The sequence below is a fragment of the Spectribacter acetivorans genome, assembly GCF_031846305.1.
Lineage (GTDB): Bacteria > Pseudomonadota > Gammaproteobacteria > Nevskiales > Salinisphaeraceae > Spectribacter > Spectribacter acetivorans.
The window spans coordinates 300578-314040 of record NZ_JAVRHY010000002.1 but is presented as its reverse complement, the minus strand read 5'-3'; the positions used below and the strand labels follow the sequence as shown (position 1 = coordinate 314040).

General features: G+C 59.9%; 17 protein-coding genes and 1 pseudogene. 10 read left to right on the top strand and 8 right to left on the bottom strand.

The features are described from left to right. Nucleotides 1–162: 162 nt before the first annotated feature. The 5 genes from RM531_RS03495 (at nucleotide 163) to vapC (ending at nucleotide 4402) form a co-directional block, all read left to right on the top strand. The gene (locus RM531_RS03495) at nucleotides 163–780 is read left to right on the top strand and encodes a hypothetical protein (RefSeq protein ID WP_311657340.1); all 618 of its coding nucleotides are present in this window, start codon (nucleotides 163–165) and stop codon (nucleotides 778–780) included. 178 nt (nucleotides 781–958) lie between these two features. After that, complete coding sequence (locus RM531_RS03490) at nucleotides 959–1843, top strand: hypothetical protein (protein WP_311657338.1); 885 nt, start codon at nucleotides 959–961, stop codon at nucleotides 1841–1843. A gap of 282 nt (nucleotides 1844–2125) precedes the next feature. Then, nucleotides 2126–3640, top strand: coding sequence for a SulP family inorganic anion transporter (locus RM531_RS03485; protein ID WP_311657337.1), 1515 nt, complete (start codon nucleotides 2126–2128; stop codon nucleotides 3638–3640). Between the two features lie 118 nt (nucleotides 3641–3758). Then, nucleotides 3759–3992 (top strand): antitoxin, encoded by a 234-nt coding sequence (locus RM531_RS03480; protein WP_311657335.1) that lies wholly within the window; start codon nucleotides 3759–3761, stop codon nucleotides 3990–3992. Beyond that, nucleotides 3989–4402 carry a type II toxin-antitoxin system tRNA(fMet)-specific endonuclease VapC gene (gene vapC / locus RM531_RS03475; RefSeq protein WP_311657333.1) on the top strand — a complete coding sequence of 138 codons (414 nt, stop codon included), beginning with the start codon at nucleotides 3989–3991 and terminating at the stop codon, nucleotides 4400–4402. Before RM531_RS03480 ends, vapC begins: the two co-directional genes overlap by 4 nt. 122 nt (nucleotides 4403–4524) lie before the next feature. On the opposite strand, the gene RM531_RS03470 is transcribed toward vapC, so the two are convergent. From RM531_RS03470 to RM531_RS03450, 5 genes are read right to left on the bottom strand one after another with little or no spacing between them, the layout of a single operon-like run. Then, nucleotides 4525–4932, bottom strand: coding sequence for a type II toxin-antitoxin system VapC family toxin (locus RM531_RS03470; protein ID WP_311657332.1), 408 nt, complete (start codon nucleotides 4930–4932; stop codon nucleotides 4525–4527). Further along, on the bottom strand, nucleotides 4929–5171 hold the full coding sequence (locus RM531_RS03465; RefSeq protein ID WP_311657331.1) for a FitA-like ribbon-helix-helix domain-containing protein: 243 nt from the start codon (nucleotides 5169–5171) through the stop codon (nucleotides 4929–4931). The genes RM531_RS03470 and RM531_RS03465 overlap by 4 nt, the downstream gene beginning before the upstream one ends. A 60-nt stretch (nucleotides 5172–5231) precedes the next feature. Further along, complete coding sequence (locus tag RM531_RS03460) at nucleotides 5232–6269, bottom strand: NAD(P)H-quinone oxidoreductase (protein WP_311657330.1); 1038 nt, start codon at nucleotides 6267–6269, stop codon at nucleotides 5232–5234. Nucleotides 6270–6307: 38 nt separating this feature from the next. After that, nucleotides 6308–6580, bottom strand: coding sequence for a PIN domain-containing protein (locus RM531_RS03455; RefSeq protein WP_349255386.1), 273 nt, complete (start codon nucleotides 6578–6580; stop codon nucleotides 6308–6310). 43 nt (nucleotides 6581–6623) lie between these two features. Further along, the gene (locus RM531_RS03450; RefSeq protein ID WP_311657328.1) at nucleotides 6624–6866 is read right to left on the bottom strand and encodes a ribbon-helix-helix protein, CopG family; all 243 of its coding nucleotides are present in this window, start codon (nucleotides 6864–6866) and stop codon (nucleotides 6624–6626) included. Between the two features lie 116 nt (nucleotides 6867–6982). Between RM531_RS03450 and RM531_RS03445 the strand changes: the two genes are divergently transcribed. From RM531_RS03445 to RM531_RS03430, 4 genes are all read left to right on the top strand, one after another. After that, nucleotides 6983–7588, top strand: coding sequence for a trimeric intracellular cation channel family protein (locus tag RM531_RS03445; protein ID WP_311657327.1), 606 nt, complete (start codon nucleotides 6983–6985; stop codon nucleotides 7586–7588). Nucleotides 7589–7723: 135 nt separating this feature from the next. Continuing rightward, complete coding sequence (locus tag RM531_RS03440) at nucleotides 7724–8017, top strand: BrnT family toxin (RefSeq protein ID WP_311657325.1); 294 nt, start codon at nucleotides 7724–7726, stop codon at nucleotides 8015–8017. Next, nucleotides 8010–8219: a BrnA antitoxin family protein gene (locus RM531_RS03435; protein WP_311657323.1), complete on the top strand. Its 210-nt coding sequence runs from the start codon at nucleotides 8010–8012 to the stop codon at nucleotides 8217–8219. The genes RM531_RS03440 and RM531_RS03435 overlap by 8 nt, the downstream gene beginning before the upstream one ends. A 318-nt stretch (nucleotides 8220–8537) precedes the next feature. Beyond that, nucleotides 8538–9092: a plasmid pRiA4b ORF-3 family protein gene (locus tag RM531_RS03430; RefSeq protein ID WP_311657322.1), complete on the top strand. Its 555-nt coding sequence runs from the start codon at nucleotides 8538–8540 to the stop codon at nucleotides 9090–9092. A gap of 59 nt (nucleotides 9093–9151) precedes the next feature. Here the strand turns inward: RM531_RS03430 and RM531_RS03425 are convergent. The 3 genes and pseudogenes from RM531_RS03425 to RM531_RS03415 all read right to left on the bottom strand — a co-directional run bounded on the left by RM531_RS03425 (nucleotide 9152) and on the right by RM531_RS03415 (nucleotide 12491). Continuing rightward, a pseudogene (locus RM531_RS03425) lies at nucleotides 9152–9401 on the bottom strand (HigA family addiction module antitoxin). 92 nt (nucleotides 9402–9493) lie between these two features. Next, the gene (locus RM531_RS03420; protein WP_311657318.1) at nucleotides 9494–11191 is read right to left on the bottom strand and encodes a class I adenylate-forming enzyme family protein; all 1698 of its coding nucleotides are present in this window, start codon (nucleotides 11189–11191) and stop codon (nucleotides 9494–9496) included. 148 nt (nucleotides 11192–11339) lie between these two features. Beyond that, nucleotides 11340–12491, bottom strand: coding sequence for an acyl-CoA dehydrogenase family protein (locus RM531_RS03415; protein WP_311657316.1), 1152 nt, complete (start codon nucleotides 12489–12491; stop codon nucleotides 11340–11342). 138 nt (nucleotides 12492–12629) lie between these two features. On the opposite strand from RM531_RS03415, the gene RM531_RS03410 reads away from it, so the two are divergent. Beyond that, nucleotides 12630–13403, top strand: a complete 774-nt coding sequence (locus RM531_RS03410) for an IclR family transcriptional regulator (RefSeq protein WP_311657314.1) — start codon at nucleotides 12630–12632, stop codon at nucleotides 13401–13403. Nucleotides 13404–13463 lie beyond the last annotated feature (60 nt).

Genomic DNA, 13463 nt, shown 5'->3' with positions numbered 1-13463 from the left:
GTACGGGATATTTTACGATTATGCTGTCTTTGGTTTTGGTATTTATTTAGTTCATAGACCACTCCATGCCCCGTTATAGGAAACACAGTTGTTACATAGAAATACGCTCCATATAGGCGAATTCCATCTAATCAGTGTTAGCTGGCCACAATAATTTTCACCATGGATATTCAAAATTTTAAAAATATGGTCGCGAGAGAAGACAGGACAGGGCTATTGAAGCTTCTCAAAAATGTTCGAAAAAAAAATGCTCCCGAATTCGAGGATATCGTCCTCGAAAGGCTTGACACCGAATTCCCTGGATGGGGCGTCGAGCCAAAAGGTGGATTAGGTGGCCGGAAGTATAACCGAGCAGTTATTGGTAATAAGACCAAAGAATTTCAATCAGCAAAAGAAGGTTTTATCTGGCTTGCCGAGGAGATTAGCCATCTAATTCCACACGTATTTCAAAGAGTTGATAACCATATCATGCGATTCGCGCGAGGTACGCAGAGAAACTATTTTGCACCAAATCCGGAGCTATTGTTTCCTAACTCGCCGCACCTTCATGAGAGCCAAGCGAACTATGGAAAGCTTTCCAATGGCTGGTATATAAATACAAATCTCAGTAATGAGGCGAAATTCAAGGTGCTGTTACTTCTATCTGTCCCGGCTCAGCTCACGTATGGAAAGGATTGGGAATGGTTAGTGTTCAGGGCCACAAAAGAACTGAGTGAAGAACAGAACAACTATAAATTTGCTACAGAGGCTTTAGCCAACCTTTTTGAGGAGTTGAAATAAATTTCTATAAAAATGACCATAGAACAAGGCAGTATTTTTACCTGCCGCTGCTGTGCATTGGCATTTCCCGGCAGACGCTAGGATAATAAGGGAGTGACGACGAAGAACGCAGCATGTTGCACATTCCAAACGGGAGACATGGAGTTGTAAGATGGTCAATTTATAAAGGTAAATAATGATGCTGATGTCAAAAGACTTCCATTACGTAAACTTTTTTTCAAAAAAAGCAGATTCCGGCGCATCAACAATTATTTACGAGCGATACTCTGGTACAGCGAACCGAAACGCCATGGATATGGTAAGCGATTTTCGGCTCTCTGATACTGGCGTGATTACGGGCCTTGATGATTTAAAAGAACAGCTCAACCTGGCGCATATAGGCGAGGAGTCGGAATATAATTGGTCATCGTTACCGATATTTGATGATGCAAGCACGCCGACTTTGAGAAGTAAATTATTGAGTTGGGACAAGTCACGTGTGTTAATTGGTGGTAAATTTGAGCCCGTTTATATTCTTGACAGATCCGAATATGAATGTATAGATAATAACGATGAAGAGCTTCAAAAAGCCGATGAATTTCTACCATTTGACAGTGAGCTTGGAATTATTCAATTGAATTTAGAGGAATTTATTTCTGATATTCGAGAGCAGATTTGCAAGAATTTCTTACCAGTATATCAATCATCTCAGATTAACCCTAGTTATAACAATCTAAATAAGGCCGCCCGCATTAGTAATCGGCTCTATGCTCAGATGGATTGTATCCGAGAGTTATTAACGAGAAAGCGAACAATGTTTTTTGGCGAGTGGTGTGAAGAGATATTGCCGAGCTCAAAGCCTCAAACATTATTTCGAGAAATAACTGGTAGACAGAAGCCTTATTTAGACGAGAAGACAGTGCGGATATTGAAGTATCTAAAAGAAACCTATCAAATTTTAGGTGATTTCACCCAGAATATCGCCAGTGCTCAAGCAGTAAAAGGCCTGTTTCCCAAGTCAGAGAGGAAAGAATATCTTAATCAATCTACTCCCGATCCTCGGCGAATCTTTGAACCTCAATGATAAGAAATTGTGCCGTCAAGGTCCTAGACAAGGATTCATCGCCGGGTCTTGCGTTCTTCTCATTGGTCGTTTGTCGATGAAGCCATAACACACTGATTTCGCCACAGACAAAGATATACGACTCATGCATAATGGTGCATCGCAGCACGCGATGCATGGATCAACACTCGTTCGTCCCCACGCGCCGGCGCGCTGACCCAACCATCCCATTCCCGTTTTCCATCTGGCTCGACGACCCCCGTCGCCGAGGCAACGCCGTTTTTTCTGGAGAAAAGTACCCGGATGATTTCCCCGGCCGTGTTCCGAATCAATGTTCTCAGCGGCCTGACGGTTGCGCTCGCGATGGTGCCGGAGGCCGTGGCCTTTGCGCTGGTGGCGCAGGTGTCGCCGCTCACCGGGCTGTACGCGGCCTTCATCGTGGCGCTTATCACGTCGCTGTTCGGGGGACGGCCGGGGATGATCTCCGGGGCGACCGGTGCGCTGGCGGTGGTGATGGTCAGTCTGGTGGCCACGCACGGGGTGGAGTATCTGTTTGCCGCCGTGGTGCTTATGGGGCTTTTCCAGCTGGTTTTCGCAGCCTGTCGGCTGGGCAAGTTCATCCGGATGGTGCCGCACCCGGTGATGCTGGGCTTCGTCAACGGACTGGCCATCGTGATCTTTCTGGCGCAGTTCCAGCACTTCAAGGTGGCAGGACCGGATGGCGGGCATACCTGGCTTTCCGGTTTGCCGCTGTACACGATGGTGGGGCTGACGGTGCTGACCGTGGCCATCATCTATCTGTTTCCGCGTCTGACGCGGGCCTTGCCGGCCACACTGGTGGCGATCGTCGCGGTGAGCCTGCTGACGCTGGGCCTGGGCATCGACACCCGGACGGTGGGCGATCTCGGCTCGATTGCGGGCGGTTTTCCCAGCTTCCATCTGCCGCAGGTGCCGTGGAATCTGGAGACGCTGCGGGTGATCCTGCCGTATTCCCTGATTCTGGCGGCGATCGGGCTGATCGAGTCGCTGCTGACGCTGAATCTGATCGACGACATGACCGAGACGCGTGGCCGGCCGAACAAGGACTCGGCAGCGCAGGGGGCGGCCAATGTGGTGACGGGCTTCTTCGGCGGTATGGGCGGCTGCGCGATGATCGGCCAGAGCATGATCAACGTGGGTAACGGCGCGCTGCACCGGATTTCCGGCGTGGCCACGGCGCTGTTCCTGCTGTCGTTCATCATGTTCGGGTCCACGCTGATCGAAGCGATTCCGCTCGCCGCCCTGATCGGCGTGATGGTGGTGGTGGCGGAAAAGACCTTCGAGTGGGGCAGCTTCCGGCTGTTCGGCAAGGTGCCGCGGGCCGATGTGCGGGTGGGCCTGCTGGTCGCGGCCGTGACCGTCGTAGTGGACCTTGCCGCGGCAGTGGTGGTGGGCGTGATCGTTTCGGCGCTGGTATTCGCCTGGGAGCACGCCAAGCAGGTGCGTGTGAGCAGCCGCGAGGGGCCGGATGGCCGCAAGATCTACGACGTGGAGGGCACGGTATTCTTCGCGTCGGTCGCCGGTTTTCAGCAGCAGTTCGTGCCCCGCGATGACCCGGATACGGTGGAGATCGACTTCCGTAACGCCCGGCTGATGGACCATTCGGCGATCGACGCCGTGAATGCCCTGGCGGAACGCTATCAACGGGCCGGCAAGCACCTGTCGCTACGCCATCTCAGCCGGGATTGCACCGAGCTGATGGACAAGGCCCGGCGCATGATCATCGTGGATTACCACGAGGACCCGCGCTATCGGGTGGCGGATGACAAGCTGGCTTGAGGAGCCTCTTGGCGCCATTGTCGGCGTAATCTGGCCTGTTTACAGGCATTCGGGATATTGACGCTGGCTATGCCGATAAATACCATTGGTAGCTATCAACTGATGTGTCGGATAAGTCATGACTGCGGCAAAAATCTTCAAATCGGGACGTAGTCAGGCCGTGCGCCTGCCCAAGGCATTGCGATTCGAGGGCACGGAGGTCATTGCCAAGCGTTTCGGAAACGGCGTGTTGCTGCTGCCGCTGGATGCGCCCTGGGAAATCATGCGGGAGGCGCTGGACGAGTTCGAGCCTGGCTTCGAGATCGAGCGTGAGCAGCCGGCCCAGCAGACCCGCCCGGATTGGCCGGAATGAGCCGCTCGGTTTCGCTCCTGGATACCAATACCTGCATCTACATCATCAATCGGCGCCCGCCGGAAGTGTTCGAATACTTCGCCGGTCGGGAAGTCGGCGAGGTTGCCATTTCCAGCATTACCGGCGCGGAACTCACCTTCGGTGTAGCCAAGAGCGGCTCCCGGAAGAACCGGGACGCGCTGGACAAGTTCCTGGCGCCCCTGGTGGTTCTGCCGTTTGATGAGACCGCCATGCGGGAATACGGCGAACTCCGGAGCCATCTGGAGCGACAGGGTCAGCCCATCGGTGCGCTGGACCAGCTTATCGCCGCCCACGCGTTGGCGCTGGATGCGGTGCTGGTGACAAATAACGAACGCGAGTTCCGCCGCGTGCCGCGCTTGCGGCTGGCCAACTGGGTTGGTGATGCCTGACCGGCGACGGTTTCGGGCAGCGCTATAAACGGGGAGGTATTCTCGTCTGACCAGGGGGCTTGTTCTCTTGAGCCCGGTGTATGAAGGCATGGGAGGCAGCGTTGGCCGGAATAGGCCGACGGTTAACGGCTCGCAATGTACGCCCGCGCGGTGGATGCCAGACCCGGGAAGGCTTTCAGCAGCTTTCTGTCGGCGGTGACCAGGGTTGTGTTCAGACTTTTCGCCAGGGCCACGAACTCGCAGTCGTAAGCCGAGCAGTGACTCTCCTCCGCGTTGGCAAGCACGGAAAGCGAATCGACCTCGTACTCGCCGCCGGCCATGAGGGCCTCCGCCTGACGCTGCATCAGACAGGCAGTCTCGAAATCAACAAGCCCCTTTCGCAGGTACAGCGCCAGGATATTGCGGAATTCACTGCGCCAGAGCAGCGGGGCGGCCCATTCCGGCTCCCGCGCAAGCAGCTTTTCCACGTCCGGCGTGTCATTCGTGGGCAGGTAGAGATACGCGATGGTGTTGGTATCCACCACGATCATGCGCGGCCTTGCTCCTTGGCAGCCTGGATGTCATCCGCATCGATTCGCTCGGCTCGAACCCGCTGCCGTAACGCCTGCGCCGCGGCAAGCCGTTCCCGCGGGCTCGCCGGTCGAGGCATGAGGGCTGTTTCCAGGCAGTGGATCAGCTCGCTGTTGATGCTGCGATGGTGGGCGTGGGCCGATGTTTTGAGCTGATCGTAGAGCTCGGCCGGGATGTTCTTGATGGTGATCGCGGGCATGGCGGCAAACCGCTGGGAGTCGACGGTTGCATTATGGTTTTCTTTTGGTTGCCTCTCAAGTCATTGCCCGGCACCGTGATGGACAGATGCGACGTCCGATGTGCCAGCAACCTCGGCATTGACCTCGAGCACGATTTTCCCGATATGCCGGCCGCTCTCCATTTCACGATGCGCCGCAGCGGCGTCCGCCAGCGGGAAGGTCTTGTGGATGATCGGGCGGGTGCAGTCCCCCGACGCCAGCAGCGGCCAGACCTGGTCGCGCAATGCCGTGGCAATCGCCGCCTTTTCGGAACGGCTGCGCGCCCGCATGGTGGAGCCGGTTACGTGAGCGCGTTTGAGCACGAGGCTGATCAGGTCGACCTGCTCGGCGGTGGTGCCGCCCATGAAGCCGATGACGATCAGCCGGCCGTCCCGGGCCAGCGCCGCCAGATTGCGACTGAAGTACTTCGCACCGACGACATCCAGGATTGCATCGACGCCCTGACCATTCGTGTGCGTGGATACAGCCTCGCTAAAGTCGGTTTCGCGGTAGTTGATCGCGATGCCGCCGAGGCTTTCGATGGCCCGGCATTTGTCGTCACTACCGGCGGTGGCCAGGGCGGTGACGCCAAAGGCCCGGCACAGGGCCAGCGCTGTGGTACCGATACCGCTGGTGCCGCCGTGAATCAGCACGGTATCGCCGCGTTTCACGCCGCCGGTGTCGAACAGGTTGGCCCAGACGGTGAAGTAAGTCTCCGGCAGGGCGGCGGCCTCGATCAGCGACAGTCCGTCGGGGACGGGCAGGGCCTGAGTCGCCGGCAACAGGCAATATTCGGCGTAGCCGCCGCCTTCGGTAAGGCCGCAGGCGCGATCACCGGTGGCGTAGGCCGCGACCTCACTGCCAATCGCCACGATCTCGCCGGCGATCTCCAGGCCGGGCGTCGGGTTCACCCCCGGCGGCATCGGGTACTTGCCCTCGCGCTGCATGACGTCCGGGCGGTTCACGCCGGCGGCAGCCACCCGGACCAGCAGTTCGCCGGGGCCGGGCGTCGACACATCGACCACCCGTGGTTGCAGCACATCGGCATCGCCCGGCCGGGTGATCGCGATTTCCGTCATCGTCTGCGGGATTTTCGCTGGCGCTTTTGATTCGATCATCAGGACGGGTAGGGCACCTGGACGAAATCGAAGACGTCAGGGTCGAAATCTCGCGTGTTGCGGGTTGCCAGTTGCATACCGTGGACCAGCGCCGAAGCTGCCCGGATGGCGTCCGGCAACTTGAGTCTTGTCTCGCGGCGCAGCCGGGCGGCCTGATCGGCAATCGGTTTATCCATGGGCAGGAACACAAAACTCTCAAGCAGAGCGGATACCGGCTCGAAAATCATGTCATCACACCCGGCCAGGACTTCAGCGCGGGTAATTGCGGAGATTGCGGCGGATGCTGCCTGCTGTTCCAGAAATGCGGTAGCACCTTCAACGTTCGGTCCATTCCCCGCGCCACTGCTCCTGCCACTCGAGGCCGTCGCCTCGGGTCCAGAGCCCCTGCGTGCGGATCAGAAGTTCTGCCTGCGAAGGTTGACCACGCCTGATCTCTCGCTCGCGGTATTGTGACAACGCCTCTCGGACGACCGCGGTCATGGTGCGACCACTGCGCTGCGCCTGCTGATCCAGCCATTTCTTCTCTTCCGGATCGAGGCTGATGATGGTTCTGACCATGTCATGACCAATATCGTTTGATAATCAAATGATATCACCTGACCTGGCGGCTATCGACGAATTCCCATCGCGGTTATGTTGCGCGCAGTGATCAGCGACCCCGGGGCACACCAGCAATGCTGCTTTACTATCTCGACCTCGTCGGCGTCGCGGTTTTCGCCGCCAGCGGCGTGCTGGCGGCCCGTGACCGGGAACTGGACATTCTCGGCATTCTGGTGGTCGCGGCAATCACCGCTATCGGCGGCGGCACGCTGCGGGATCTGCTGCTGGATCGGCATCCGATCTTCTGGGTCTCGGACATCTGGTACGTGATCGTCATCATCGCCGCGGCGCTGGCAACGGTCGCCTGGCTACGACTGCGATCCACATCGGGGGCGTCCATGATGGTGGCCGATGCGATGGGTCTGGGATTGTTCGCGCTGTCCGGCGCGCAACTCGCGGAAGCCGCCGGCAGCCCGCCGTTGATCGCGGTGTTGATGGGCACCATGACCGGCGTGACCGGCGGCGTGCTGCGGGACGTGATCACCGCCCGCGTGCCGTTGCTGCTGCGCCGGGAAATCTACGCCACCGCCGCCATTCTGGGCATCGTCGTCTATCTGGGCCTGCACGCGGTGGGGATGGCGCGGACGCCGGCATTCGTGGCCGGCATGTCCGTAGTGGTTGCCCTGCGGCTGGTGGCCATTCGGTGGCAGTGGCATCTGCCGGTAGTGGGCAAGTCATGAGCCGCCGTATGGCGGCGCTGATCGGTCATGGTTTGCACGACGTGGGCAAGTGGCCTTGGCTTCGATCAATGGTCACTTCATACCTGTGCAGCGGGTATGCTTGTCAATGCATTACATTGTAGTTATATTTCGCTCATGACGATGCTGCGCTTCGAGTGGGATGCCTCGAAAGATGCCGCCAACCAGAGAAAGCATGGCGTTTCCTTCGAGGAGGCGAAGACCGTGTTCGCTGACGAACACGGTCGGCTCATTTCCGATCCGGACCACTCGGAAGATGAAGAGCGGTTTATTCTTATCGGCATGAGCAATGGTTTTCGTCTGCTTATCGTCTGCCATTGCGAGCGCGGCCCCGACCTGATCCGGATCATTTCGGCCCGCAAGGCGGACCGTCAGGAACGAAAACAGTATGAGGGCTTCATCCATGCGTGATCGATACGATTTCTCGGCGTCCAAACCGAATCCTTATGCCCGGCGGATGAAAAAGCAGATCACCATTCGCCTGGACGAGGATACGATTGCTTATTTCCGGGGTCTGGCGGAGGAAAAGGGCATTCCGTATCAAAGCCTGATCAACCTGTATCTGCGGGACTGTGCCGCCACCCGGCGCGATCTCAAGCTCACCTGGGCATAAACAGGCTATCCCTGATTGTTCAAACCCCCGAGGCGCTGCTGAAAAGCTTGCCCTGGCCTTTTTCAGCGTCGCGAGGCGAAAACGCGCTTATCGTTTCGCTACCCAGAATCGGGTACTTCCAGTACATGCCCTGATTAGACCTGGGGCGGTACGTCCCTGCACCGCACAGGCGCTCACTGCCGGAAAACGGGGTTTTCAGTAGTCTCTCAATGTGTGCCGCTGCCTAGCCGGGCGTGATCGACAACGTGGATCAGGTCGGGCACCTTGTGGCCGGGCCTGGCATTGCCGTCCATTCAAGCGACCAGAAAGCAGCACGATATGACAATCACGAACGAGTCTGTGTTTCAGATCCGGGTGGTTCTGGAAGGCGTGGAGCCATCGGCCTGGCGAAGGCTGCTGATTCCGGGTGCCATCGATCTGGCCGCGCTGCACGATATCCTTCAACGTGCCATGGGCTGGACCGATTCGCATCTCCATCAGTTCATCGCGGGTGAGCAACGGTTCGGGATACCGGACCCCGAGTTCGATGACGGCACCAGCGACGAGGTCGGAGTGCCCATCGCGAGATTCCTGATTCGAGCTGGCGACTCCCTGATCTACGAATACGACTTCGGGGATGGGTGGGAGCACCGGATAGCACTTGAAGATGTTACCGACAGCGACGACCGGCAAGACTTGCCGCTCTGCATTGGCGGCGCTGGTGCATGCCCGCCCGAGGATGTCGGGGGCATCGGTGGTTACGAGGAATTTCTTGCCGCGCTCGACGATCCGGGTCATCCGGACCATGACGAACTGGCCGAATGGATTGACAGTGACTTCGATCCTGAACGCTTCGATCTTGAAGAGGTGAACAGGCGCCTTGCTGGTCGCTGATCAATCTCATCAGTTGCAGATCAGGCCGGCGTCAGCCGTTTTACCCTGAGGTTGGCCCGCTACTGCTCCGCCTGCCACAGATCGTACTGGGACTGCTGACTCAGCCAGCTTTCGGCGGAGGTATCGAAGGCGATCGACAGCCGGACCGCCATCTCAGGACTGATGCCGGCCCGACCGTTGAGCAAAGCGGACAGGGTCTTGCGACTGATGCCGAGCGCACTGGCCGCATCGGTCACAGTCAGCCCCAGCGGATCCAGGCATAATTCCCTTGAGTACTTCACCCGGATGGGGTGGGTTGTGTATCAGCAGAACTTCTCCAGTCGCTTGTGCGCGAAGCTAAGGATCATCTCTCATGACTGCAACCCGTAACGCCTCGGGTTACAAACAGGATGCGAACGCCATCAACGCAACGCCTTCTTGTCCACCTTGCCCACAGGGGTCAGTGGAATCTCGTCGACGATGTGGATGTGCTTGGGCACCTTGTAGGCGGACATGTGCTCGCGGCAGAAGGCCAGGATGTCGTCCTTGACCTGATCGTGGGACTTGGCCTTGCCGGCCTCCGTGAGCTGGACGTACAGGTTCACCACGTCGTTGCCGGGGCGTTTTTCGTCCGGGGTGCCGATCACGGCAGACAGTTCGACGTCGTCCAGCGCCTTGAGCTTGTTTTCGACTTCCACCGAGAACACCTTGAAACCGCCGACGATCAGCATGTCCTTGCTGCGATCACAGATGGTTATGTAGCCCTCTTCATCCATTTTCGCGATATCGCCGGTATAGAAGAAGGTCTTGCCGTCGAACTCGCGCAGGGCCTTGGCGGACTCCTCCGGCAGCCCGAGGTAGCCGCCGAACACCTGTGGGCCGTTGGCGATCAGCTCGCCGGGTTCGTTGAAAGGCATTTCCCTGTCGCCATTCTCGGCGTCGACGATGCGGATATCGGTGCCCGGAATCGGCACGCCCACGGTGCCGGGCTTGGTGCGGCCCGGCGGATTGGTGGTGAGCATGGGGCTGGTTTCGGTCAGCCCGTAGGCCTCGCAGAACTTGCCTTCGCCGACCACCGCTTCCACCTTCGGGATCACCTCGGCCGGCATCGGCCCGGCGCCGGACATGGCCATCTTCAGGCGCGAGAAATCCACCTTCCTGAACTCGGGCTCGTCCAGCAGCATCTGGTAGAGCGTGGGCACATTGCCGAACAGCGTCGGCGGATGGGCCTGCATGGCCTTGCAGAAGGTCTTGAGATCACGCGGATCCGGCGCCACCAGCAGCTTGGCGCGCTGGCGCAGGCCCATCAGGCACACGGCCAGGCCGGCGGCATGGAAGTAGGGGAACACCGAGGCGAAGGTCTCGTCACCCACGTTGTAGGTCACCATGGCCTCGCTCTGCACGGCGTTGGCCTGCAGGTTGCGCTGGGTGAGCTGCGCCCCCTTGGGCTTGCCGGTGGTGCCGCCGGTGTACTGGATCAGCGCCACGTCGTCGGGCGCGACCTGGGTGTGAACACGATCCGCGGACGCGCCGTTGACGGCCGGCCAGTAGTCGATAGTGCGGAACTGTTTGGTTGCGGGGATATCGACTTGCGGCACCTTCTTGAGAACCCGCGCGAGGAATTTCTTCCAGCCGGGCAGAAAGTCGATGGGGCCGGCGACAATAGCCGCCTCCAGGCCCGGCACCTTGCCGTCGATGGGGGCCACCGCGCCGTTGAACAGCTGATCCAGGGTGACCAGGAACCGGATGCCGGCGTTGTCCACCTGATAGGCCAGCTCATCGGCCGTCAGCAGGGGCGATACGCCCGAGGCTGCGCAACCCAGCTTGGAGGCCGCCACCAGGGCAATCACGTACTGCGGCGTGTTGGGCAGGTGCACGCCAATGACGTCACCTTTCTTCGCGCCCAGATCGCGCAACAGGTTGGCGAAGCGGTTGGCCCAGGCGTCCATCTCGCTGTAGTTGATCGATACCCCCAGGTATTCCAGACAGGGCGCCGCCGGCGCCTCGGCCACGTGGCGCTCGACGATGTCGGCCAGCGAATCTTCGGGAATCGGCGGCATGTCGGTGCTGGGCAGGGCGGCAGCCCAGGGCGGGTTCTCGCGCATGGCGGTGGCATTCATGGTGGTCACTCCTCTCCGAATCGTTATTTATCTGGTGTGTACGAGGCCTTCTTCCCAAGGGAGAAGGTCCGGGTGAGGGGGCGTTCTGACGAAGACCCTCTCCCTGGCCCTCTCCCGCAGGCGGGAGAGGGGATGGCTGGTCAGGTGTTCAGAAACCCATCTGGCGCGCGGCCAGGTCCTTCATGATCTCGGTGGCACCGCCGCCGATGCTCATCACCTTGGTTTCACGGTAGATGCGCTCAACCTTGGTTTCACGCATGTAGCCCATGCCGCCGAATATCTGGACTGCCTCGTTGGCACAGAATTCCAGCGTGCCGGTCGCCTGGTTCTTGAGCATGCAGATTTCAGCGATCGGCGTTTCGCCCTGGTCCACGCGCCAGGCCAGGGCCTCCAGCGTGGCTTTGGTGGCGTTGATGCGCGTGGCCATATCCACCAGCTTGTGGCGGATCACCTGGTGCTTGATCAGCGGCTTGCCGAAGGTCTGGCGCTGTTTTGCCCAGTCGGTGGCCTCATCGAGACAGCACTGCGCCAGCCCGTAGGCCTGGGCCGACAGCCCCAGCCGCTCGTGATTGAAGTTGTGCATGATCGCCGCGAATCCGGCGTTTTCCATGCCGATGAGGTTGGCCGCGGGCACGCGGCAGTCGTCGAAGTGCAGGGTGGCGGTGTCCGAGCACCACCAGCCCATCTTCTTGAGCTCGGTGCGCGAAAAGCCGGGCGAATCCGCCTCGACGATCAGCATGGAAACGCCGCCCAGACCCGGCTCGCCGGTGCGCACCGCCACGGTGAAGTGGTCGGCTCGCATGCCGCCGGAAATGAAGGTCTTCGAGCCGTTGATGATGTAGTAGTCGCCGTCGCGCCGGGCCACGGTCTGCAGGTTGGCCACGTCGGAGCCGCCGCCCGGTTCGGTGACTGCCAGCGCGGCAATCTTGTCCCCGGCGAGAACCGGTTTGACGAAGCGATTCTTCTGCTCGTCGGTACCGAAGGCCACGATTGGCGGGCAGGCAATGCCGTGAATCCAGACCGCGGGGATGATGCCGCCCGATCCCGCGCGGGCAATCTCCTCGTGAAACACGATGTGGTAGTGATAATCGGGCACTGGGGTGCCGCCCAATTCCTCGGGGTAGCCTAGGGCGAGCAATCCGGCTTCCGCGGCGGTTCTGAAAAACTCGCGCGGCACCCGGCCGGCCTCGTCCCAGGCATGGATATGCGGCTCGACCTCGCGGGCCACGAAGCGCCGCACCTGATCGCGAAACAACTCGTGGTCGGCCGTATAGTAGGGACTGGCGGGTTTTGCCGCCATGCGATGTCACCCCTTGCGCGGAAATTCGTAAAAGAAAGATTGCCGAAATTAGAAGAGGAGCGACCACAATGCAACTTTCCCCGCCGCACGCCGCCACCGGCCACGCTCCGGAACAAGGCGGCCCGGGAGATTCGTGGCGTGGCCGGCGCTGATTCCCCGGGCGAGCCCAAACCGCGGGTGCGGTCGGCGGCCCGCGCCATTGCGCTGCTGCAGGCCATCGCCGCGCACGGCGGTGGCGGTATCGGTGCCACCGAGCTGGCCCGCGACCTCGGCTTATCGCGCCAGGTGGTCTATCACCTGCTGCACACGCTTTCCGCGCTGCAGATGGTGCGCAAGACCAACGGCAACCGTTATCTGCTGGGCCTGGGGGTAGCCACCCTGGCGCAGGGCTTCAACCGCCAGTTCCAGGCGCCGGATTTCCTGCTGCCCTACGCCCGTGAGGCCGCGGAGGCCACCGGCGAGACCGCCTACGCCGTCGGTTGGGTGGAGGGCGAAATCGTGGTGCTGGCCAGCGCCCGCGGTGGCCTGCCGGTACAGGCAGCGGAAATTCCGCGCGGCTTCGCCGGCGACGCCCACGCCCGCGCCTCGGGCAAGCTGCTGCTGGCGATGAGTCCGGAGGACCAGGTCGATGCCTACCTGCAGCGGCACCCCCGGACACGCCGCACCGCCCATACCGTGGCCAGCCGCAGCGGTCTGAAGACGCAGTTCGCCGAAATCCGCCAACAGGGCTTCGCCATGGACCGCGAGGAGTTTGCCGAAGGCCTGTCCTGTCTGGCCGTGCCCATCGGGCGGATGCCGGCGGCCTTCGCCCTGGGCATCTCTGCACCCACGGACCGCCTGACCGAGCGTCAGGCGGCGTATTTGCACAGCCTGCGGGGCGTCGTGGCGGCCCATGAAGGCACATCAGAATAATCATAATATGAGAAGAACATTATAATTTGACAATTCTGGCAAGGTCGCTAGCATCAACGC